The 23538-nt window shown below is 48.7% G+C and carries 19 protein-coding genes, 2 pseudogenes and 1 riboswitch; of the genes and pseudogenes, 13 read left to right on the top strand and 8 right to left on the bottom strand.

The window, feature by feature from the left end:
* The 8 genes and pseudogenes from C7R93_RS14920 (at window position 1) to C7R93_RS14955 (ending at window position 9509) form a co-directional block, all read left to right on the top strand.
* The gene (locus C7R93_RS14920) at window positions 1-1365 is read left to right on the top strand and encodes an FAD-binding oxidoreductase (RefSeq protein WP_106839556.1); all 1365 of its coding nucleotides are present in this window, start codon (window positions 1-3) and stop codon (window positions 1363-1365) included.
* A gap of 147 nt (window positions 1366-1512) precedes the next feature.
* A complete protein-coding gene (locus C7R93_RS14925; protein WP_106839557.1) occupies window positions 1513-3141 on the top strand; it encodes a formate--tetrahydrofolate ligase in 1629 nt (542 codons plus the stop codon).
* A gap of 137 nt (window positions 3142-3278) precedes the next feature.
* A riboswitch (cyclic di-GMP riboswitch) is annotated at window positions 3279-3378 on the top strand.
* Window positions 3379-3450: 72 nt separating this feature from the next.
* Window positions 3451-5424, top strand: a complete 1974-nt coding sequence (locus C7R93_RS14930) for a methyl-accepting chemotaxis protein (RefSeq protein ID WP_106839558.1) — start codon at window positions 3451-3453, stop codon at window positions 5422-5424.
* Window positions 5425-5539: 115 nt separating this feature from the next.
* Entirely contained in the window at window positions 5540-6397 is an 858-nt protein-coding gene (locus tag C7R93_RS14935) for a transporter substrate-binding domain-containing protein (protein ID WP_106839559.1), read from the top strand.
* Between the two features lie 252 nt (window positions 6398-6649).
* Entirely contained in the window at window positions 6650-8197 is a 1548-nt protein-coding gene (cshA, locus tag C7R93_RS14940; RefSeq protein WP_106839560.1) for a degradosome RNA helicase CshA, read from the top strand.
* Window positions 8198-8344: 147 nt separating this feature from the next.
* The gene (locus tag C7R93_RS14945; RefSeq protein ID WP_106839561.1) at window positions 8345-8668 is read left to right on the top strand and encodes a PepSY domain-containing protein; all 324 of its coding nucleotides are present in this window, start codon (window positions 8345-8347) and stop codon (window positions 8666-8668) included.
* 196 nt (window positions 8669-8864) lie between these two features.
* Window positions 8865-9233 (top strand): annotated as a pseudogene (locus tag C7R93_RS14950) (putative PEP-binding protein); the annotation flags it as partial.
* Window positions 9234-9251: 18 nt separating this feature from the next.
* Entirely contained in the window at window positions 9252-9509 is a 258-nt protein-coding gene (locus C7R93_RS14955; RefSeq protein ID WP_106839562.1) for an HPr family phosphocarrier protein, read from the top strand.
* Window positions 9510-9575: 66 nt separating this feature from the next.
* Here C7R93_RS14955 and C7R93_RS14960 read toward each other — a convergent pair whose 3' ends face one another.
* Together C7R93_RS14960 and C7R93_RS14965 are read right to left on the bottom strand one after the other, a co-directional pair.
* Window positions 9576-11252 carry a sulfatase family protein gene (locus tag C7R93_RS14960; RefSeq protein WP_106839563.1) on the bottom strand — a complete coding sequence of 559 codons (1677 nt, stop codon included), beginning with the start codon at window positions 11250-11252 and terminating at the stop codon, window positions 9576-9578.
* A gap of 136 nt (window positions 11253-11388) precedes the next feature.
* On the bottom strand, window positions 11389-12456 hold the full coding sequence (locus C7R93_RS14965) for a YeiH family protein (protein WP_106839564.1): 1068 nt from the start codon (window positions 12454-12456) through the stop codon (window positions 11389-11391).
* A gap of 128 nt (window positions 12457-12584) precedes the next feature.
* On the opposite strand from C7R93_RS14965, the gene C7R93_RS14970 reads away from it, so the two are divergent.
* The gene (locus C7R93_RS14970; protein ID WP_106839565.1) at window positions 12585-13481 is read left to right on the top strand and encodes a LysR family transcriptional regulator; all 897 of its coding nucleotides are present in this window, start codon (window positions 12585-12587) and stop codon (window positions 13479-13481) included.
* A 46-nt stretch (window positions 13482-13527) separates the two neighbouring features.
* Here the strand turns inward: C7R93_RS14970 and C7R93_RS14975 are convergent, their stop codons facing one another.
* The 3 genes from C7R93_RS14975 to C7R93_RS14985 all read right to left on the bottom strand — a co-directional run bounded on the left by C7R93_RS14975 (window position 13528) and on the right by C7R93_RS14985 (window position 16883).
* On the bottom strand, window positions 13528-15099 hold the full coding sequence (locus tag C7R93_RS14975; protein ID WP_106839566.1) for a sensor histidine kinase: 1572 nt from the start codon (window positions 15097-15099) through the stop codon (window positions 13528-13530).
* The gene (locus C7R93_RS14980) at window positions 15089-15766 is read right to left on the bottom strand and encodes a response regulator transcription factor (protein WP_106839567.1); all 678 of its coding nucleotides are present in this window, start codon (window positions 15764-15766) and stop codon (window positions 15089-15091) included. The genes C7R93_RS14975 and C7R93_RS14980 overlap by 11 nt, the downstream gene beginning before the upstream one ends.
* 262 nt (window positions 15767-16028) lie before the next feature.
* On the bottom strand, window positions 16029-16883 hold the full coding sequence (locus tag C7R93_RS14985; RefSeq protein WP_106839568.1) for a sigma-70 family RNA polymerase sigma factor: 855 nt from the start codon (window positions 16881-16883) through the stop codon (window positions 16029-16031).
* A gap of 329 nt (window positions 16884-17212) precedes the next feature.
* On the opposite strand from C7R93_RS14985, the pseudogene C7R93_RS14990 reads away from it, so the two are divergent.
* Window positions 17213-17663, top strand: a pseudogene (locus C7R93_RS14990) (ethanolamine utilization microcompartment protein EutL); the annotation flags it as partial.
* A gap of 161 nt (window positions 17664-17824) precedes the next feature.
* On the opposite strand, the gene C7R93_RS14995 reads toward C7R93_RS14990, so the two are convergent.
* From C7R93_RS14995 to C7R93_RS15005, 3 genes are all read right to left on the bottom strand, one after another.
* Window positions 17825-18676, bottom strand: coding sequence for a hypothetical protein (locus tag C7R93_RS14995; protein ID WP_106839569.1), 852 nt, complete (start codon window positions 18674-18676; stop codon window positions 17825-17827).
* A gap of 281 nt (window positions 18677-18957) precedes the next feature.
* Window positions 18958-19368, bottom strand: a complete 411-nt coding sequence (locus C7R93_RS15000) for a hypothetical protein (RefSeq protein ID WP_106839570.1) — start codon at window positions 19366-19368, stop codon at window positions 18958-18960.
* Window positions 19369-19651: 283 nt separating this feature from the next.
* Window positions 19652-20512: a hypothetical protein gene (locus C7R93_RS15005; RefSeq protein WP_106839571.1), complete on the bottom strand. Its 861-nt coding sequence runs from the start codon at window positions 20510-20512 to the stop codon at window positions 19652-19654.
* Between the two features lie 328 nt (window positions 20513-20840).
* Here C7R93_RS15005 and eutL point away from each other — a divergent pair, with 328 nt between their 5' ends.
* The 3 genes from eutL to C7R93_RS15020 are packed head-to-tail and all read left to right on the top strand — an operon-like array spanning window position 20841 to window position 23505.
* Window positions 20841-21491, top strand: coding sequence for an ethanolamine utilization microcompartment protein EutL (eutL, locus tag C7R93_RS15010; RefSeq protein WP_106839572.1), 651 nt, complete (start codon window positions 20841-20843; stop codon window positions 21489-21491).
* 35 nt (window positions 21492-21526) lie between these two features.
* Entirely contained in the window at window positions 21527-22012 is a 486-nt protein-coding gene (locus C7R93_RS15015) for a BMC domain-containing protein (protein ID WP_106839573.1), read from the top strand.
* Complete coding sequence (locus C7R93_RS15020) at window positions 22012-23505, top strand: acetaldehyde dehydrogenase (acetylating) (RefSeq protein ID WP_106839574.1); 1494 nt, start codon at window positions 22012-22014, stop codon at window positions 23503-23505. Before C7R93_RS15015 ends, C7R93_RS15020 begins: the two co-directional genes overlap by 1 nt.
* Window positions 23506-23538 lie beyond the last annotated feature (33 nt).

Below are 23538 nucleotides of genomic sequence, written 5' to 3' on the forward strand. Positions count from 1 at the left end.
GTGGATTACAAGCAAGCGTTAGTGGGACTACTGGGGGAAGAACGAGTATCGACCAACCTCACTATGCTGGAGCACCACAGTCATGATGAATCGTACCATACCCCGCATCTTCCAGATGTAGTCGTGTTTCCGCAGACGGCAGAGGAAGTCAGTCAAATCATGAAGCTGGCCAATGAAAAACGTATTGCGGTAACGCCGTTTGGCATGGGGACCAGTCTGGAAGGGCACGCGATTCCTTATGCGGGCGGAATCAGCATGGATTTTTCCTTGATGAACCAAGTGCTCCAGGTGCGACCGAAGGATTTCCTTGTGAGAGTCCAGCCTGGTGTGACGCGTACCCAGCTCAATAAAGAATTGAAAAAGCATGGATTGTTTTTCTCCGTCGATCCTGGCGCGGACGCGACTTTGGGTGGAATGGCAGCTACAAACGCCAGTGGAACGACTTCTGTCCGCTATGGCGTGATGCGTGATCAGGTTCGCGATCTGGAAGTGGTGACGGCGGATGGACGTATCATCCGTACTGGGAGTATGACAGCCAAATCCTCCTCAGGCTACCATCTTACCGGGTTGTTTGTCGGGTCGGAGGGAACCCTTGGTGTATTCACAGAGCTGACCTTGCGTGTCTACGGCATCCCTGAAGCGACAACGGCGGCGCGTGCCAGCTTCCCTTCTGTACAGGATGCCGTCGACACCGTCGTGGATATTCTCGGTGCAGGTATCCAGGTAGCGCGAATCGAGCTGGTTGATGAACGTTCCATCCAACAAGTGAATCTTTACAAGGAAACGAGCTACCCGGAAGCACCAACGCTGTTTATCGAGTTCCACGGCAGTGAACAAGGGCTTGCGTATGATATTGACTTTGCTCAGAACATCGCCGATGGACATGGCTGCACCCAGTTCCTTTTTGAAACCGATTCGAAGGCGCGCTTACAGCTCTGGGATGCTCGTCATAACCTGGCGTATGCTTTCCTACACAAATCTCCTGGGAAAAAGCTGATGGTGACAGATGTTTGCTTGCCAATATCCGAGCTGGCAGGAGCTGTCGTGGACGCGCGACAAGCCATTGATCGTGCTGGGCTGGATGGAGCGATTGCAGGGCATGTCGGGGATGGGAATTATCACGCGATCCTGATGATCGACCTAAATGACCCCGAAGAAGTGGCGCGTGCTGAGGAAGTAAATGCCCATCTGGTCGAATACGCATTGAGTCGGGGAGGAACCTGCACAGGAGAGCATGGTGTGGGTGTAGGGAAAATCAAATACCAGCGCAAGGAACACGGAGAAGCACTGGATGTCATGCAAGCGATGAAGCATGTGCTGGACCCGAACGGCATTTTGAATCCGGGAAAAATTTTCGGGAAATAGAAGAGAGCCTGCATTCTGAACGTTTGTCGGAATGTGGGCTTTTTCTTTTGCGTAATGTGTCGAAGAGGAAAGGATTAAGGACGATGATGCAGAATGTAGAAGATTGGTAACTGGTGCATTATATTCTGGTGTGGCAGGGAGGCAAAAATGAAGTCTATTGTTGAAATTGCCAAGAGTGCAGGTATCGATGAACAGCATTTGGAGCTATACGGAAAGTATAAGGCCAAACTATCAGATGAACTATGGGAGCAAGTGAAGGATCGCCCAGATGGCAAACTGATTCTTGTTACAGCGATGAACCCCAATCCGGCGGGAGCAGGCAAGACGCTCACGACGATTGGTCTGTCACAATCATTAAATTATCTCGGGAAGAAAACAATTGCAGCGCTTCGCGAGCCGTCCTTGGGTCCTTGCATGGGGATCAAAGGAGGCGCAACCGGAAGCGGCCAGGCACAAATTCTCCCGGCAGATGAAATTAACCTGCATTTTACAGGGGACATTCATGCGATTACAGCTGCACATAACTTGTTGGCAGCGATGATCGACAATCATATTTTCCATGGCAATCCGCGCGGGCTCAATCCAAAGAAAATCGTTTGGAAACGGGCGATGGACATGAATGACCGCGCTCTACGCAACATTGTGGTCGGCATGGGTGACGGCAATGGGATGACGCGTGAGGATGGCTTCATGATTACGACCGCCTCGGAAATCATGGCGATTTTATGCCTGAGCGAGAATCTGGCAGACTTGCGCGAGCGGTTGAACCATATCATTATTGGCTACGATTTCGATGATCAGCCTGTACGGGCAGAAGAAATCAACGCTGTTGAGGCGATGTGCGTTCTCTTGAAGGAAGCGATCAAGCCCAACCTCGTACAGACAATCGAGGGGACACCGGTCATTATTCACGGCGGGCCTTTTGCCAATATCGCGCATGGGTGCAGCAGCGTGATCGGAACCAAGATGGCCTTGAAGCTGGCGGATTACGTCGTAACAGAGGCGGGCTTTGGTGCTGATCTGGGAGCAGAGAAGTTTTTTGACATCAAGTGCAGAAAAGCAGGCCTGACACCATCGGCTGCTGTCGTGGTCATTACGGTTCGCTCCTTGAAATTCAACGGCGGGGTAAAAGTACCTGACCTGGCAGTGGAGAACTTGTCTGCTCTAGAAAAAGGCTTCGAAAACGTCAAGCGACATCTGGAAAACTTGCAGAAGTTCGGTGTGCCAGCAGTGGTTGCGATCAATCATTTTGCGACGGATACCCAGGCAGAGATCGATGCCGTCATTGCGCTGTGCCAAGCTGCTGGAGCCGAGGCGGCGCTCTCCAAGGTATGGGCAGAAGGAGGAGCAGGCGGTGTCGAGCTGGCTGAAAAAGTGACTCGTGCAGCAGAACGGCCTTCCTCCTTCCGATTCTTGTATGAGGAAGATCTCAGCATAAAAGACAAGATTGAGACGGTCGTGAAAGAAGTATACCGTGGATCAGGGGTTGTCTTTACGCCACTCGCGTTGAAAACGATGCAAAAAATAGAAGAAATGGGCATGTCTCATCTGCCTGTGTGCATGGCGAAAACACCATATTCCTTTACAGATCGTGCTGATCTGTTGGGGGCACCTGTTGACTTCACGATCCAAGTGAGTGAAGTGCGCATATCAGCAGGAGCTGGTTTTATCGTGGCACTGACCGGAAGCTTGGTTACGATGCCAGGCCTCCCGAAAAAGCCGGCCGCGGAATCGTTATATGTAGACGAGGATGGGCAAGTGATCGGATTAAGCTAATCAAAAAGTTTGACAAAAAGCTGACAGCTGTAAAAGGTTGTCAGCTTTTTTTCCATTTTGAGGTTTATTAGCGGAAAGTTATGGGAAATGAAAGGTGAGATTGAAAAAAAGTGGACTTTCATTGAAAAAACAACAAGGAATGACAAAGGCAAACCTGTTGAAAGGCAGGGACGCAAAGCCACGGGTCTAAGGACGAAAGTCAATGATTTTCGCAGCTAGGACAGCCGGGTTGCCATACCGTGGTCATGATGGGCTGTCGGTGGGCAGTCTTTTTTTTGTTGAAAGAAGAGAAGGGAGAAGTGGTTCGGTATGAAAAATAGTTTGAAGAATAAGCTAATTATCGTTTTGTGCCTGTTGTTGGTCATAAGTTTGGGCACGGTTTGCGGTGCAAGCTATTGGAGTGCTTCCAATCTATTGGCAGACAGTCTGGACAAAGAAGCTGAGTTGTCAGCTAGCAACCTCTCGATTCGTATTGATGGTTTCTTTCAGGAAAAAATTGAGATTGTAAGAGCGGTGGGAGGATTGATGTCGGCTGATAACAATGTCGAATACGACCTGAAGCTCATTCAAGCAGCCCAAAAGAAAAACCCCGAGTTTGAGACATTCTTCTTTTCGCATGATTTAACCGGAAAGAAAGTGATCAATTTCAAGGGTGAAGTGACCGATATCTCGGATCGTCCGCATATTAAGGAAGCTAGCAAAGGGGAAGGGAAGGTTGTTGTCTCCGAGCCTGTGGTTTCGAAGCGGACAGGGAATAACATCGTGACGCTTGTCGTTCCAGTCATGAAAGACAATCGCCAATACGGTTATATCGGTTCCACTATCCCAATCGATGACATCCAGGAAAAAGTATCCCAAGAGACGTTCGGCCAATCTGGCTACGCCTTTTTAGTAAGTAAAACAGGAACATTTATTTATCACCCAACGAGTGAGTACATTCTGAAGGAATCGATTCTCAACATGGGTATTCTCGAACTGCAAACGGCCTTCGAAGATATCAAGAAAGGGAATCATGGAATCGCCCAATACAGATACAAAAATACAGAGCGATTTGCGTCCTATGCTCCTACCAATTTGAACTGGGGCGTATACATTACGGCACCTGTAGCTGAGCTGCATGCTCCTGTCGACCAACTATCGGCCCGATTGATGGTCATTTCCCTCATCGTGTTGGCTATTGGGGTTGTCCTCGTTTATTTCTTGGCGGTACGCATGGTGAAACCAATTGAGCGTCTGAATCACGCTGTAAATGTAGTGGCTCAGGGGAATTTGAAAGAGACAGTAACAGTTGACGGAAGAGACGAGATTGCGGTTCTGTCACGTGACTTTAACCAGACGGTATCGCACTTGAAAAATTTGATCGAAGACGTATCTCTGTCGTCTGATCAAGTACAGCGTTTTAGTCAGGAAGTATCGGAAGGCATTAAACAAGCGACGGAAAACATCAACCAGATTGGCTTGTCTATTGCACAAATTTCTGAGGGAGCAGAGGCGCAGGCAACCAGCTCGCAGGATGTCGCGTTGTCTATGAATGACATGGCCGCAGGCATCGTGAAAATCGCGGAGACGTCGGCACATGTTTCTGAGGCTGCCCAGATAGCAACAGAGCAGGCTGAGCAAGGGACTGCCGTGGTAGAGCAGGCCGTTCGCCAGATGGGAAGCATTGGCGAGGGGACATCGAAGGCAACAGTAGCCATCGAGCAGCTAAACAATCGCTCCAAAGAAATCGAAGGCATTCTCGATACGATAAGTCAGTTGACCTCGCAAATCAACTTGCTTGCGTTGAATGCTTCGATCGAGGCAGCACGTGCTGGCGAGCATGGACGTGGGTTTGCAGTAGTTGCCGGAGAGGTGAAAAAACTGGCGAACCAATCCGAGGAATCTGCATCCAAAATCGCGATGCTAATCGGGGAAATCCAGCAGGATACTCGTCACGCGGTAGAGGTCATGACCGAGGGTAACCAAAACGCACAGCAAGGTATGCAACTGGTCGAAGAGGTTCGCGAAATCTTCGGGCATATTTTGGAATCGTCTCGTAACGTTGCCGCCCACATTTTGGAAGTATCCGCAGCATCAGAACAAATGTCAGCAGGCTCGGAGCAGGTGAGTGCTTCTGTGGATGAAATGCATAACATCGCGAAACATGCTTCACTCGATGCACAAACAGTGGCAAGGGCAACCGAAGAGCAACTTCAAGCCATCCAGGAAATTGACCAGTCTGTCGAGCGGTTGAACGCAGTGGCAGAAGAATTACAGCAAGGAATACGCAGGTTTACTGTGTAAGAGGCGACTCGAAAAGTTGTAAGGCCTTTTCTTTGAAAGGGGGGATGCCATTAGGGGATGATGGAGTTTGTTTCTAATAGTAAATTCATTACCGTTTAACAGGAGGAGAAACCAGATGAAAAAAATTACAAAAACAATCTTGGCGAGCACACTCGCTGCAACAATGCTCATGACAGGAGGAACAGGTGCTTTTGCTGCAACGGCACTTAAGCCTGTCCAAACCGTAGCTGTTGAAGCAGCTAAAAAACCACAAACGAAGAAGTTTGAGTCTCGTTTGGACGAAATCATTGCGAGAGGCTACATCCTCGTAGGTACTCCAGGTGACTACAAACCGTTTACATATTTGAATCCAAAAACGAACGAATTCGAAGGTTACGATATCGACGCGATGAAGGAATTCGCAAAAAGCTTGGGAGTAGAGGCGCGCTTTGTCCAAACCTCTTGGCCGAAACTGATGGACGATCTCTTGGCAAATAAATTCGATATTGCTGTTGGAGGCGTTACGCGCAACACAGACCGTCAGAAAAAAGCACACATGAGCGATCCTTACATTCAGTTCGGTAAAGCTCCACTCATCCGCAAAGAAGACAAGGACAAGTACAAGAGTGTAGCAGACATCAACAAGCCAGAGGTACGCATTGGTGTGAATCCAGGTGGTACCAACGAAAAATTCGTTCGTGAGCATCTGACAAAAGCAACTGTGACGGTTGAACAAAACAACCTCGACATTCCTGGTCTGGTAGCGAGCGGAAAGTACGATGTAATGATCACGGATACGCTGGAAGCGATTGTATATTCCAAAGCAGATTCCCGTCTGTACCCAGCTCTGACCGACAACCCGTTCACCAAGAGTGAAAAAGCGTACATGATTCATCGCGGAGACACCATCTTCGCCAACTACTTGGATCTGTGGATGGACGAGATGAAACTACAAGGAATGTTTGATGAGCTTTACAACAAATGGGTAAAATAATTCGATAACAGACAAGCAGCCTGATTCTGGGCTGCTTTATTATTTTTTAAAGACGGTAGCAGAACACAATTAGGAAATTTGGGTATATATGCAGTTTGCTTTTTCAGGCATTGCATGGTACGATTACAGCTATGTTCTTTAGGGCGCTACGTACAATCGGGATAAAAGGGCATGTTCCGGATCGTAAGGAATAGTGCCCTTTTTTTTGAGAATTTTATAGATGAAGGTATTGATAAAGGAGACTGACATTCATTGGCGACTTTTAATGATTTTGGCTTACACCACTCCATTGTTAGAGCGTTGAGCAACATGGGCTTCGAAGAGGCTACAGCTATTCAGGATCAAACGGTTCCTGTAGCACTGCAAGGCCGTGACCTAATCGGTCAGGCACAAACAGGTACTGGTAAAACGGCTGCATTTGGTATTCCACTGGTTGAGCGCTTGGACGAAACCAACGGCAACATTCAAGGGGTTGTACTGACCCCTACTCGTGAGCTGGCTGTTCAGGTGGCAGAAGAGATTAATAAAATTGCCCAATTTAAAAACATCTCTGCCCTGCCAATCTACGGTGGTCAAGACATCACGCGTCAAATCAAGGCGTTAAAAAAACGCCCGCAAATCATCGTGGCAACACCTGGTCGTTTCATGGACCACATGAGAAGAAGAACGATTCGTCTCGATGCGATTGAGATGGTAATCTTGGATGAAGCGGATGAAATGCTGAACATGGGCTTCATCGACGATATCAAGGAAATCTTGAAAGAGGTTCCTACCAATCGTCAAACATTGCTCTTCTCGGCGACGATGCCAAGAGCGATCCAGGAAATCGCTCAGCAGTTCATGAGCGAACCAACTATCATTCAAGTGAAAGCAAAAGAAGTAACCGTACCAAACATCGAGCAGCAATATATGGAAGTAGCAGAAAGACAAAAATTCGATGTTCTGTGCCGTTTGCTGGATATTCATTCGCCTGAGCTGGCTATCGTATTCGGTAGAACCAAACGCAGAGTGGATGAGCTGTCCGAAGCGCTGACCAAGCGCGGTTATGGAGCAGAGGGTATCCACGGAGACTTAAACCAGGCAAAACGCGACAGCGTACTGCGCAAGTTCAAGGAAGGTACAATCGAAGTATTAGTTGCGACTGACGTTGCAGCCCGCGGTCTGGATATCAGCGGTGTTACGCACGTATTCAACTTCGACATTCCACAGGACTCCGAAAGCTACGTTCACCGTATCGGTAGAACAGGACGTGCCGGTAAAACAGGTCTGGCAATCACGTTTGTCACTTCCCGTGAAATCGACCATCTGCGTCTGATTGAGCGTACGACCAAGCGTCGCATGGAGCGTCATGCCGTTCCTTCGATGGCAGAAGCTCTGGAAGGTCAACAAAAAATGACGGTAGACAAAATCCTGGAAACGTCTGGCAGAGATGATCTGTCTGCTTACAAAACATTGGCAGAACAATTGCTGGAGGATGTTGATTCCGTAACGCTGGTATCCGCAGCACTCAAGCTGTTGACCAAAGAGCCGGATACAACTCCTATTCGCCTGACTGAAGAGGCTCCTCTTCGTGTAGGGAAGAAAAAGCTGCCTCCAAAAGGAAAAGGTGGCTTCGGTTCCGGTTCCGGTTTTGGCGGAAAGCGTCCATCTCGCCCACGCAATGGCGACTCTCGTCCACGCGGCGGTGACTCTCGTCCACGCAGTGGTGACTCTCGTCCACGCAGCGGTGACTCTCGTCCACGCAGTGGCGATTCCCGTCCACGTGGCGAACGTGGCGAATCTCGTCCACCGCGCAGCTAGGAATTGAATTGTATCGCAAGCAAAGACTGGTGTGCACCTGTGCGCATCGGTCTTTTTTTTGTGGACCTGCCTGCGAATATTTGGGGGAATCCGTGACAAACTAGGAGTGTTTTGGCACGAATTTTCGGGCAGGGAGAGAGTGCAAGCATGAGGAAAACAGCCATTGGGAAGTGGGCTGGTATTTGGCTGGCCGTATTGGGAGGCGGGATGTCGATCCAAGCAACCGGACATGCCTTTGATCAACCAGAGAAACTTTCAGCGGTCATCGAGCCAACAGACATTACCAAAGAGGACGCCATACGAATCGCCTTGCAGCAAGTAAAAGGGCGGGTTGTCCATGTGGAGTTGGAAAAAGACGAGGGTATTCTCGCCTATGAAATCATCATTCTCACCGAGCAAAATCAGGTGTTTGAAGTCGATATCGATGTGAAGACCGGAAAGGTGATCAAGGTTGAAGCGGAGAATTTGTAGTAGAAAGGCTTCTGCGGATGGGCAGAAGCCTTTTTCGTATGAGCAAAGGCTATTAAGTTTTGGCAACAACGAGTCAGACAAATTCGCGCTTTGATTTTGTTGTTACCTCCTATAAAAAAGCTTTATATTTGAGATGTAAACATTATCGCTTGGAAATTGATTACCGCATTGTTCCGGCAGGTCATCCTCTGAAAAATCTTTGGTGAATCGTGGAAATATTGTATCCGATCAATACGAAGTGGGTATCATGATTGAGATCCCTGCTGCGGCATTGCTGGCCGATCAATTTGCACGCGAAGTTGACTTTTTTAGCATTGGAACCAATGATTTAATTCAATACACAATGGCAGCCGACCATATGAACGAGAAGGTCGCTTATCTTTACCAGCCTTATCACCCTGCCGTTTTGCGTTTGCTGCATCATGTCATCAAAGCAGGGCATGCGCAAAACAAATGGGTCGGTATGTGCGTAGAGGACGCAGCGAAACAGATTGATACGATTTTACAGATGAGCACTTCTGCTCAAGTGGAGGCGTTTGTGAGAGAATGGCTTGAGAGAGTGTAGCGAAGGAGGCCTATCAGAATGGTAGAGAAAAAATTGGTGGTTCAATTAGCGCACGGCCTGCATGCACGTCCTGCTGCGAACTTTGTGAAGGTGGCCACGTCCTTTTCCAGTGAAATTAAAATCATCAAAAATGAGAAAAATGTAAATGGCAAGAGCATCATGGGCATTATGGCAGCAGCGATTGGAAAAGGGGAAGAAATTACCCTGATCACCGATGGCGTCGATGAACAAGAAGCGATGGCAGCCTTGGAAAAAGCATTGACCGAACAGGAATAGCGAAGTGAAAAGGAAAGACGAAGAGCTCCTCAATTCGAGGGGTTTTTTCTTTTGTTCTGGGAAAGTTCAATTAGACAGAAGCACTGCAAAAGGGGGCGAAAAGGGTGTCAGTCGCTTTTGGACTCGTTGCTCTTCTAAAAGCAGCTGCATGTTCAGGCGGACGCGCTCAGTGTGGGTCGTTTTGTAGAGGGGGATCACTAAATTCCGTGTTTCCAATGGATCGGTCGTGAGATTGTACAATTCGTAATCAGTGAAAGTGGGGTTGTGTACGTCCCGGGAAAAATAGCGGGAGTATTTCCATAAAGCTCTGTGCCCGGCAGAATACACGTAGGCGATGACGGTTTCTATTCGATTCGGAGGAATGACAGAGTGATAGGGCTGGTGTTGCAGGCTCACTTGATGTTGTCCTTTGGTTACATCGTCGTCGGTCATGAAGTAAATCGGCTCGCTGGAGATAGATTCCGTATCGGGAGACAAGATGATGGGAGACAGATCGCGACCGACGAGAGGTCGTACCTCGCTATGCGTAAAGGTCAGCTCCTCACCTAGCCTGTCTGTGTCTGCTCCAGCCATACCGAGCAGTGTCGGAAGAATATCCACATGACTGGTTAACAGGTCTGTTGAGTTTGCGTGTGGAAAAAGGAGCGGGTTGTGGATAATGAGAGGAACGTGAATCGCTTCTTCGTAGGCACAGTACCATTTTTGATGCAAATTGCCGTGGGCACCCAACAATTCGCCGTGATCGGATGTGAACACGACCAACGTCTCTGGATAAAACGAGCTGGCGACGAGTGCTTCAAGGACACGCATCATTTCCCGATCGGCGTTTTTCTGGAGCTGATAGTACAGTCTACGATAATGGGCTTGGTCCGAAATGGGCTGGAACGCCTGTGGGTATACCTCCCGATAACTCGCTTGGCAGCGCGGCTTTGTCGCAAGTGATTCGTGCTGAGTAGGGGGCGGAGCAACAGCGGGAACGGACTTATCCACATGGAAGCGAAAAAACGGTGTGCCGGCAGAGATATCCCCATAGATCGCGATATCATGTGGATTGACGAACGACGCCACGATCAGCCAAGGTTGGTCGCTTTCAACGAAATTTTTCTCCTGATCCAGTGCATGGAGCAGCTCGATGACTTCGCTGCTGTATACCACATCACGACCATTTACTCCGATGGCTGCGGACGAACCGGAGTTATGCGGCGCTCTCCCATGCGGCTCGGGTCCTATCCAACTGGAGAAGCCATAGCCGCCCAGCCGATCGGCAAGCAAGTATAAGCGCTCTTTATCTGGATCAGGAACTCCCGTTACAGGGGTATAGCTGGGGATAGGAAAATGGGTACCCGGTACCCAGATGTCGGCATCGGATATATGCCACTTGCCTTTATAGAAACAACGATAGCCCGCTTGACGAAAATAATTTCCCATCGTCGGAACGGTATTGTGATCGAGCCAGAACATGTCGCTGTCAGGAGATCGTTTAGCGGCGCCGCTGGTCTGGGTGACGCCGTGCAAAGAGGGGTACTGACCGGTAAACAAGGTAGCTCTGCTGGGGCAACAGCCTGTGGATCCGACGTAATGACGCTTGAACTCCAACCCGTGCTTTCGCAAAAAAGAATGAGCGTGGAGTGTATCCTTGCTCCATGCACGTATCGCAGGCTCTTCATAAACAGGGGGAAATCGTTCCTGATCCACAATGATGAATAAGATGTTCGGTCGTCTCCTCAACCATTTTCTCGACATATAGATCCCCCCGGCAAAGATGTACACATCTTTATCAACATATGGGGATAATCTTTGTCCTTATCCACAAAAAAACTTCGCCGATCATCAAGAAATCGGCGAAGTCGAACCCGTATGTTTGGTTATCCACAACTTTTTATACCAATACAAAAGAGAGTACCGACAAAAGAATCGAGGTAATACTCATTGCAATCAGCGGGCGCGCCGCTTTTGTTCGAAGTGCACGCAGATCGACATTGAGGCCAAGCCCGACCATAGCCATGGTGAGCACGAAGGTTGTGACATTGGCGACACCATTATGGAACGCTTCTGAGACAGGAATGAATGTGCCGAGAACGTAGCTTCCAAAAACACTCATGGCGAGGAAGCCGATCAGGAACCAAGGGAATTCGATTTTGTTGCCACTTTGTAATTTACCGGAGCGTTTCATCCATACCATCAGGATAAAACAGAGCGGGACCAACAGAAGCACACGCCCCAATTTTGCCAGCAGTGCAATCGCTAACCCATCTTCACCCGACGGTGCAGCAGCCAGCGCGACATGAGCAATCTCATGCAGACTAATTCCTGACCACATGCCATATTCGACTGCGGACAGGGGGAGGAATGGACGCAGGATCGTATAGGAAATAGCAAATAGGGTTCCGACGAGTGCGATCATTCCTACCCCAATGGCGGTATCTTCATCCTTGGCAGCAACAATAGGGGAAACGGCTGCAATCGCCGCTGCTCCACAGACGCCTGTACCGACTCCGAGCATGAGGGAGAGGGAAGGATCTGCCTTCAGCCACTTGGCTATCAAGATCGTAACCGCGATGGAAAAGATAATGACACCAGCGTCATAGACGAGAAGCCCGAGGCCTTGATTCAAGACGACGTCGATATTGAGCTTGAGACCGTACAAAATAATAGCCAGACGCAGTAAACGTTTGGCGGAAAATTGAATCCCTGATCGCAATGCTTCCGGATACCCACGAAAATGCCGGTATGCGACTGCGATCAGGATCGAACAGGCAAGGGGGCCGACTTGTTGAAAGCCAGGTATTTTCGCTAAGCCGTAACCTGTCAGGGCGATGAAAAAAGTAAAAGCAATTCCAGCTATCCATAGCGAGAAGGATGCGGGGCTGCTTTCATTGTTTTTTGTGGGCTGTACGCTGGCATTGCTATCATTTAATGGCACGCTGCTTTTTATTGGAGTTGCCATTGCCATCACTCCTCGAAAAGTTTTACAAACTCAGCATACGGCAACTGTTATAATAAGAAAAATAAATCATTACGATGATCATCATAAGTGAAATGAATGGTTAGTGGTGGAAAGGAGAGTGAAGGCAGTTGGATCAGCATTTGCTTGTGTTCGTGACCGTTGCAGACAGACAGAACTTTTCCCGAGCTGCAGAAGAACTCCATATGACGCAGCCTGCCGTTAGTCAGTATATTCATGCCCTGGAGCGCACGATAGGGACAAAGCTCCTGGAGCGAAGCAACAAATATGTTCGTTTGAATAAAGCGGGGGAGATTGTCTATCATCACGCTCGGGAGATCTTGGGCCTGTACACGCGGATGCAGAGTCTCGTTGATGATCTGATGAATACACCGAGCGGGCATTTGACCATTGGCGCCAGCTACACGTACGGGGAGTATGTACTGCCTCATGTCATTGCGCGTCTTCGTCAGCATTACCCATTGATCACCCCCACGATTACGATCCATAATTCCACGGTTATCGCTGAACTGGTCGCCAAGTCACAGCTCGATGTCGGTATTGTGGAGGGCGACGAAGTGGACGACAAAATGTGCGTGGAGCCGTTTGCTGATGATCGTATGTACCTGATTGCTTCGCCAGAGCATCGTTTGGCAGGGCGGACAGATGTCAGCATCGATGAGCTGAGGGAGGAAACGTGGATTGTACGGGAAGAAGGGTCAGGCACGAGGGAAGCGGCTGAAAAAATGTTTCGCCAGCTGCAATTCACACCGCAAAAACGAATGGAGTTCGGCAGTACACAGGTGATCAAGGAATCGGTGGAGGCAGGCCTAGGGATCAGCCTGCTGTCCTATTGGGCCATCCGCAAAGAACGCAAGCTCGGTACACTCTGTACATTGAAGGTGACGGGAACGCCGGTTACCCGTGATTTTTCTCTTGTAACGAAATCAAACGAGTTTCATACCAAAGCATTGGACATCTTCATGGATCTCATCCGCACGCATGTGCCGGAGGGTGCCCATACGTAAAAGAGGAAGCGGCACGATTGATCGGTGCTGCTTCCTCTTTTCATTTTCATGCGGACGAGTCTGGGTGGGCGAGTGTCAGACGGAAGGTTGTTCCTTCTGGAGAAGTTCGAACCAATTCGACATTTCCTCCGTGCGCTTTTGCTAATAGGCGGGAGATCGTCAAGCCCAGCCCCAGGCCTTGCTTCTTTTTGCGTTTGCTATCTCCGCGATAGTACCGTTCGAAAATGAAAGGAACCTCTGACTCAGGAATGCCCTTTCCATTGTCGGTTACATCGATGCAGAGGAAGTCACTTTGATTATGGACGCCGATGTTGATTTGCGTTGCATTTGCGGCAGCACTGTTCCCCAATAAATTAAGCAAAATTTGTTTGACATGGGATTCATCGCCGATCCATACGATTTCTGGTCCAGTCGGGTTAACTGTCACAGATACGTCTGCAAATGAGGGCAAGGTTTGCACCTGTGCGACTATTTGATCCAATGTGCTGTCGATCTGTATGGACTGCTTCTCGACGAATACCTCACCTGCTTCCATGGAGGAAAAATCGAGCAGGTCATTGACCATTGTCTGAAGTCGCTTAGCTTCGTCCATGCTTATTTGCATGAATTCATCCGCATCGGCACCTTTCACTACGCCGTCTTTGACCGCTTGAATCATTCCGCGGATCGAGGTGACAGGGGTACGCAGCTCATGGGAAACACCAGCCAAAAGGTCGGTGCGCATCCGCTCTAGTTGTCCAAGTCGTTTTGCCATTTCGTCAAAGGAATGAATCAGCTGACTGATTTCCGCTTCTTTGATTTTGGAAGAATTGGGCAAGGAAGGCGTATAATTCCCGCTGGATATTTGCTCTGCCGCTATTGCCAACTGCCGCAGGGGTTGTGTTAACGAGCGAGACAGCACATAGACGATGGCCCAACCGCACAAGGTGATGATCCCGATGGAAACCATGATCGTGATATAGGTGTGGACCAAATCATTGTTAAGTGGTGTGCTGACGTAATAGGTGCCTGCGACTGCATCGTGTTCATAGTAAGGGACACCTACACGCAGCCAGGTAGTTCCCTTTGTGGCAACAACCTCCCGTATTTCCTTTGTTTTGTCCACAGGCTGGGTAGGAGTAGGCAACTGCGCAATGGTAGCGGTCATCGTCTGACTCAGCATATCCTTCTTAAACGTCTTGCCCGCATCATCGTAAATCTGTACCACGTGATCGATTGGAACAGTCGGCATGACTCGAAATGCGACCATGGCGTTATCGGCTGCGGGTGTTGCGGTGTCAGGAATAGCCGGAGACGCAAGGCCAGTCACAACAGTGCCAGTCACAGCAGTGACTGCCTGACTGGAGATACCAACAGTTGTTTGTGCCAAATCCTCTATTTTTGCAGAAGAAGTCGAGGTGCCCTTAGCAAGTAACACCTTGGTATACGAATCAGCGAGCAACTCTGTTCTTGCTTCCAATACTTCAAACTGTTGTTCTGTAGCTGCTTTGTTAATCCAAAAGATGCCAAAAAAGCCGATGCCAAAAAGAATGACCGATAATATCAAGGCATAGCGCCACGTCCAGTAACGCAAGAGCGGCACAGCAGTTCTAGTAGAAGTAGATCGATTAGTAAACACGCAGGCTATACCCCATTCCTCTGATTGTGCTGATTTCCCCTTCGGAAGTCGGCCACGGCAGCAAGCTTTTGCGCAAGCGCTTCACTGCGGTATCCACAGAGCGATCGCCCCCTTCGAAATCCATTCCCCAGACCTGATCCAGCAACTGATCGCGGCTGAAGCATTGGTTCGGATGTCGCGCCAGGAAAACGAGCAGCTGCCAATCCCGTGGCATCAAGGTAAGGGGTGTTTTCCCGATCAAGGCATTTTGGGCAGTAACATCTATGGAAAGTGTCCCGAGTCTGATCGTATCTGCTTCGGCGATATAAGAGGAACGGCGGAGCACAGCTTGTACACGGGCGAGCACTTCTTCTGGATCAAATGGCTTGGCGATGTAATCATCTGCACCTTGTGCCAGCCCTTGGAGCTTGTCTGGCACTGTACCGCGCGCCGTGAGAATGATGACGGGACAACTGCCGTATTGGCGAATCTGATCGAGTATATCCAAGCCGTCATGATCGGGCAGCATCAAGTCAAGCAGGACAAGTTCAGGTTTCCAGGACTGGAAAGTCGGAATCGCCTCGTGATCACCTACGTTCCACTTTACTTCGTAGCCTGCTCGTTCCAGATAGACGCTGATAAGACGCGCAATCGGTATCTCATCCTCTATGAGTAGAATTCGTTTCACCAGGCATCACCTCGTTTCTAATAATGAATCCGAACGTAATCTGTCTGTATCTATCATAGCAATGACTTATGGAAAAAGGACTGACATCATTTGTAAAAGCATCGGTTATTTATCATAAAGGAATTGTGTGTCCGTTACATGACGGGCGCCTGGACTTACGCTATAAATTGAAATTCATGTAGGAATACCTCTGACAACATCGCGTCAGAGGTATTTGTTTTCGTTATGTGACAGTGTGCCTGTATCACAATTGACGTACGGTTTATTTTTGGGAAGCAGGTGCTACTGTTACGCCGCGTGTGATTTTGCCTTCTTTTTCAAGCTGCTTGATCAACTCTTCCACGGAGATGCCCTTTTCTTTTGCCATTTGCTCCAAACTGATTGCAGGTAGAGTAAAGGAAGCTGCTTCACCAGTGGCGATTTTGCCTTCTTTTTCAAGCTGCTTGATCAACTCTTCCACAGAGATGCCTTTTTCTTTTGCTACTTCTTCCAGATTGATAACTGCCGTGGATGCCAGCTTGCCTTTTTCTTTAAGCTGCTCGATCAACTCTTCTACGGAGATGCCTTTTTCTTTCGCCATTTCTTCCAGATTCATAGCAGGGTCCAGAGCGATGAATGCTCCGCCGTCCTGGTTTTCAGGATCGAGAGAAATGACTGCGAAGCCTTGAATGGTGCCGTCTGGGTTGCTGGTAGCTGTTGCTTTCGTCAGTTTGCCTTCTTTTTCAAGCTGCTCGATCAGCTCTTCTACAGAGATGCCTTTTTCTTTCGCCATTTCTTCCAGGTTCATCGTCTTATGGTTATCGCTGTTGCCATCGAATGGAATGAAGGAGAAGCTAGTTGTCAGATCGCCGTCTTTCGTGTTAATAGCTGTTCCTTTCGTCAGTTTTCCTTCTTTTTCAAGCTGCTTGATCAACTCTTCTACGGAGATGCCTTTTTCTTTCGCCATTTCCTCCAGGCTAATAATCGGTTTGAAAAGAGCTTTTGTACCATCTGTGTTCACCATTTTCAGTGGAGCAGAAGAACCGGTCGTTTTCGCTGGTTCATTTGCCGCAAACGCGGAACCTGCCATTGCGGATACTGCCAAAGCCATAACTGTCATTGCCATTTTCTTTTTCATTATAAAATTCCTCCTTGGGGGGTCTTTAGATTGTGGTGAGCCATGTTTGTGGGCTTGCCCGTCTCGGCTACAACTCAAAGATAATGGAGGCGTGTGTCCGTAATATGACCGGAATATGGAAAAGTGACGGAATGCCGAAAACGCTCGCATTTTCCTTGCCTTGTTCTACAGTAGAGACAGGTATAAGAGTACAAATTTAGCGTGTTTCTTATCCAACAAGTGAATAATCAAAAGGCAAAGGTGCCCTTGAACACGGAGCTTGTTTTTTCGTGTTTAGGCACCTTTTTTTACTTTTGATCAGGGATGTTGTCTTGAAAGGAGTGAGACGCATGGAAAAACCAATTCGAGCAACGCCGCTTGAGATCCGACGGATTCCCAATGTCGATCCTCAATTTGCGGAGAAGCTGAACCTGCCTTCTCATATCCGCAGTCTGGGTCTTTTGATCTCAACGATTGATGATGTGGGGTATACGGCCATTGACGAAGCGACCAAAAAGGCAGCGGTGGAAGTTGTGTATGCCAAGTTGTTTTTATGCAGGCTCAGGCCATGCGTCTGGACCGTTGTCCGGCGAGCTCGTCGGGATGATCGGGGGCGCAGAGCGGAGCATGCTTTTACTCTTTGAATGATGAAGGGACGCATGCGTCTACGCTCATGTTGTGTCGCGGACAGGCAGCTACTTGTCTCAAACCGCCGGAATCCGCGAAGGGGAGCCGCTCGCTTACTTGATCGCTCCACCGCTGAAAGCTATGTATGGTATTGATGCCGCCTTCCTCGCTTCGCTACAAGCGAGTTGCACACGAAGGGGACAATAGTGGCTGAAGACGGTGGACTTACGCTATAAATTGAAATGCATGTAGAAATACCTCTGACAGTATTGCGTCAGAGGTATTTGTTTTCTTTATTTGATAGTGTGCCTGTATCACAATTGACGTACGGTTTATTATAGGGAGGCAGGTGCTACTGTTTCGCCCCGTGTGATTTTTCCTTCTTTTTCAAGCTGCTTGATCAACTCTTCCACGGAGATGCCCTTTTCTTTTGCCATTTGCTCCAAGCTGATTGCAGGGTGAGTAAAGGAAGCTGCTTCACCAGTGGTGATCTTGCCTTCTTTTTCAAGTTGCTTGGTCAACTCTTCCACAGAGATGCCTTTTTCTTTCGCTGCTTCTTCCAGATTGATAACTGCCGTGGATACCAGCTTGCCTTCTTCTTTAAGCTGCTCGATCAACTCTTCTACGGAGATGCCTTTTTCTTTCGCCATTTCTTCCAGATTCATAGCAGGGTCCAGAGCGATGAATGCTCCGCCGTCCTGGTTTTCAGGATCGAGAGAAATGACTGCGAAGCCCTGAATGGTGCCGTCTGGGTTGCTGGTAGCTGTTGCTTTCATCAGTTTGCCTTCTTTTTCAAGCTGCTCGATCAGCTCTTCTACAGAGATGCCTTTTTCTTTCGCCATTTCTTCCAGGTTCATCGTCTTAATGTTATCGCTGTTGGCATCGAATTTCATGAAGGAAAAGCTAGTTGTCAGATCGCCGTCTTTCGTGATAGTAGCTGCTCCTTTCGTCAGTTTTCCTTCTTTTTCAAGCTGCTTGATCAACTCTTCCACAGAGATGCCCTTTTCCTTTGCCATTTGCTCCAGGTTAAAAATCGGTTTGTTAAGAGCATCTGTACCATCTTTGGTCACCATTTTCAGTGGAGCAGAAGAACCAGTCGTTTTCGCTGGTTCACTTGCCGCAAACGCGGAACCTGCCATTGCGGATACTGCCAAAGCCATAACTGTCATTGCCATTTTCTTTTTCATTATAAAATTCCTCCTTGGGGGGTCTTTAGATTGTGGTGAGCCATGTTTGTGGGCTTGCCCGTCTCGGCTACAACTCAAAGATAATGGAGGCGTGTGTCCGTAATATGACTGGAATATGGAAAAGTGACGGAATGCCGAAAATGCTTGTATACAATAGTGGCTGAAGATGGTGGACTTACGCTATAAATTGAAATACATGAGGAATACCTCTGACAACATCGCGTCAGAGGTATTTGTTTTCGTTATTTGACAGTGTGCCCTTATCCCAATTGATGTACGGTTTATTTTAGGGAGGCAGGTACTACTGTTTCGCCCCGTGTGATGCCTTCTTTTTCAAGCTGCCTGATCAACTCTTCCACGGAGATGCCCTTTTCTTTTGCCATTTGCTCCAAGCTGATTGCAGGTTGAATAAAGGAAACTGCCTTACCCCGTGTGATTTTACCTTCTTTTTCAAGCTGCTTGATCAACTCTTCCACGGAGATGCCCTTTTCTTTTGCCATTTCTTCCAGGCTGATCGTCTTACTGTTAATGCTGTTGGCATCGAATGGAATGAGGGAGAAGCTAGTTGTCAGATCGCCGTCTTTCGTGAAAATTACTTCTTTCGTCTTCGCTGGTTCACTTGCCGCAAACGCGGAACCTGCCATTGCGGATACTGCCAGAGCCATTACTGCCATTGCCATTTTCTTTTTCATTGAAAAATTCCTCCTTGGGGTTTTGTAAGATAGTGGTGAGCCATGCTTGCGGGCTTGCCCGTCACGGCTACAACTCAAAGATAACGGGGGCGTGTGTCCGGGGTATGACCAGAATATGGAAAAAATGACGGAATGCCGAAAACGCTTGGATACAATAGTGGCTGAAGACGGTGGACTTACGCTATAAATTGAAATGCATGTAGAAATACCTCTGACAGTATTGCGTCAGAGGTATTTGTTTTCTTTATTTGATAGTGTGCCTGTATCACAATTGACGTACGGTTTATTTTTGGGAAGCAGGTGCTACTGTTACGCCGCGTGTGATTTTGCCTTCTTTTTCAAGCTGCTTGATCAACTCTTCCACGGAGATGCCCTTTTCTTTTGCCATTTGCTCCAAACTGATTGCAGGGTGAGTAAAGGAAGCTGCTTCACCAGTGGCGATCTTGCCTTCTTTTTCAAGTTGCTTGATCAACTCTTCCACAGAGATGCCTTTTTCTTTCGCTGCTTCTTCCAGATTGATAAATTCCGTGGTTGCCAGCTTGCCTTCTTCTTTAAGCTGCTCGATCAACTCTTCTACGGAGATGCCTTTTTCTTTCGCCATTTCTTCCAGATTCATAGCAGGGTCCAGAGCGATGAATGCTCCGCCGTCCTGGTTTTCAGGATCGAGAGAAATGACTGCGAAGCCCTGAATGGTGCCGTCTGGGTTGCTGGTAGCTGTTGCTTTCGTCAGTTTGCCTTCTTTTTCAAGCTGCTCGATCAACTCTTCTACAGAGATGCCTTTTTCTTTCGCCATTTCTTCCAGGTTGATCTTGATCGTCTTACTGTAATCGCTGTTGGCATCGGATGGAATGAAGGAGAAGCTAGTTGTCAGATCGCCGTCTTTCGTGTTAATAGCTGCTCCTTTCATCAGTTTTCCTTCTTTTTCAAGCTGCTTGATCAACTCTTCCACAGTGATCCCTTTTTCTTTCGCCATTTGCTCCAGGCTAATAATCGGTTTGGAAAGAGCATTTGTATTATCTGTTGTCACCATTTTCAGTGGAGCAGAAGAACCGGTCGTTTTCGCTGGTTCATTTGCCGCAAACGCGGAACCTGTCATTGCGGATACTGCCAAAGCCATAACTGTCATTGCCATTTTCTTTTTCATTGTAAAATTCCTCCTTGGGGGGTCTTTAGATTGTGGTGAGCCTTGTTTGCGGGCTTGCCCGTCTCGGCTACAACACAAATTTAACGGGGGAGTGTGTCCGTAATATGACCGGAATATGGAAAAGTGACGGAATGCCGAAAACGCTTGCATTTTTCTGTACCTTGTTCTACATTAGAGACAGGTAAAAGACCACGTAAATAGCGTGTAATCTTCTACCCACAAGTGAATATCAAAAGGCAAAGGTGCCCTTGAACGCGGAGCTTTTTTCGTGTTTAGGCACCTTTTTTTACTTTTGATCAGGGATGTTGTCTTGAAAGGAGTGACACGCATGGAAAAACCAATTCGAGCGACGCCGCTTGCGATCCGACTGATTCCCAATGTCGATCCACAATTTGCGGAGAAGCTGAACCTGCCTTCTCATATCCGAAGTCTGGGGCTATTGACCTCTACGATTGACGATGTGGGGTATACGGCCATTGATGAAGCGACCAAAAGTGCAGCGGTGGAAGTTGTGTATGCCAAGTCGTTTTATGCAGGCTCAGGCCATGCGTCTGGACCGTTGTCCGGCGAGTTCATCGGGATGATCGGGGGCGCGACGCCATCGGAGGTGCAGAGCGGACTGGATGCAGCCGTTGCATTTATGGAAAGCGGAGCATGCTTTTACTCTTTGAATGATGAAGGGACGCATGCGTATTACGCCCATGTTGTGTCGCGGACGGGCAGCTACTTGTCTCAAACCGCCGGAATCCGCGAAGGTGAGCCGCTTGCTTACTTGATCGCTCCGCCGCTGGAGGCCATGTATGGTATTGATGCCGCCCTCAAGGCAGCAGATGTACAAATGGTTCAATTTTTTGGTCCACCGACAGAAACGAACTTTGGGGGAGCACTACTCACTGGCAGCCAATCGGCCTGCACGGCAGCCGCCGATGCTTTTGCCGAGGCCGTAAGAAGTGTCGCCAAACAGCCTGTCAAACGATAATAGGGATTTTTCCTCTTGAAGGGGAGGTAATGTAAATGCGCGCTACAACATATTCACTTGGCATGATCGAGACGCTGGGCTTGCCTGCTCTCATCGCTGCCGCAGACGCTGCTGCCAAGGCGGCAGACGTCAAAGTTGTTTCTTATGAAGGAGCGGACGCAGGAATCGTCACTTTATACGTGATCGGGGATGTATCTTCGGTTATGGCGGCAGTAGATGCTGGCGCTGACGCTGCGAGACGTGTTGGAAGATTGCTGCACTCACACGTGATTCCACGTCCTGACGAAAATGTTCCAAGAATGATTAAAAACCTACTAAAACCGGAAGTAAAAGAAGAGGTTAAGGCAGAGCCGGCTAAAGCGCCAGTGTCCGGATTGCAAGATCAATCCATCAATGACCTGCGCAAAATGGCGCGTTCGTATGCGGACTTCCCGCTGACGACGAACGAAATCAACATGGCGAAAAAAGAAGATCTCATCCGTCTGTTGGAAGAGAAACAAGGCGGAGGTGACAAAGCCTAATGACACTCGACGCTGATCTGTATTCCATACAGGAAGTGCGTACCTACCTCGCACAAGCGAAGGAAGCACAGGCCAAATTCGCTACCTACAGCCAAGAGCAAGTTGACCGGATCATCGAGGCCATGTCCAAAGTGGGCGTAGAAAATGCTGATCGACTGGCAGCAATGGCTGTAGAGGAAACAGGCTTTGGTAACGTCGCTGACAAGCGGATGAAAAACTTGTTTGCTGCACAAGATGTGTACGCATCTGTAAAAGATGTAAAAACGGTTGGCATCATCCGTAAGGACGAAGAGAACAAGGTGTGGGAAGTGGCGCAGCCATTTGGTATCGTAGCAGGGGTTGTACCTTCCACTAATCCGACGTCCACGGTTATTTATAAATCGATGGTCTCCCTCAAGGCGAGAAATGCGATTGTCTTCAGCCCGCATCCGTCGGCAGCCAAATGCACGCTGGAAGCAGCGCGACTAATGGCACAGGCGGCAGTAGCGGCTGGAGCACCAGAAGGCTTGATCCATTGCGTTACGAAGCCTACGCTTCCTGGGACGAATGAGCTGATGAAGCACAAGCTGACCAATCTGATTCTCGCGACAGGCGGAACTCCGATGGTACGCGCAGCATACAGCTCCGGTAAGCCTGCTTACGGTGTGGGACCTGGTAACGTACCAGTTTACATCCACCACACTGCTGACTTTGCTGCTGCTGCAAGACGCATCGTGCAGAGCAAGACGTTTGACTATGGTACAATCTGCGCTTCTGAGCAAGCATTGGTCGTGGAGGAATCCACCAAACACCAATTGATTGCAGCCTTGAAGCGTGAAGGCGCCTACTTCCTGAACGAGCAAGAAAAGGAAAAGGTAGCTGCCATCGTCACGATAAACGGCTCGCTGAACGCGAAGATCGTTGGCCGCTCTCCACATGTGATCGCTCAAATGGCGGGTATTACCATCCCTGCTGATACGCGTGTCCTGGTTGCGGAGGAGAACAATGTAGGTAAAGCGTACCCGATGTCGGTTGAAAAACTGGCGCCGATTCTCGCTCTCTACACGGTTCAAGGTGACAACGAAGCATTTGCTCGTTGCCGCGAATTGCTGGATCACGGCGGACTTGGACATACGGCGGGTATTCACGCGCAGGATGACAATGTCATCGCAGCGTATGGTCAAGCAATGCCAGCATCCAGAATACCAGTGAATACTGGTACAACCTTCGGGGGAATTGGTGCAACGACTGGCGTACAACCAGCGTTTACACTTGGATGCGGTTCCTATGGGGGCAACATCACTTCCGATAACATCGGTGCGAAGCATATGTTTAACATCAAACGTGTTGCGTTTGGCATCAAAGAAATGCCGCAATCAACGCCAGCACCAGCAGCACCTGCGACACAAGCGGAAGAAGCTGTTCTACAAGCTGTCTCTTCCATGAATGTCGGCTTGAGCCGCGATGAGATCAAGAACATTATCAAATCCGTGTTAACAGAAATGACGACTTAGAGTCGTAAAACACTAAAATTTTGGAGATATAAT

Origin of the sequence: Brevibacillus fortis, from assembly GCF_003013395.1 — a bacterium.
Taxonomy (GTDB): domain Bacteria; phylum Bacillota; class Bacilli; order Brevibacillales; family Brevibacillaceae; genus Brevibacillus; species Brevibacillus fortis.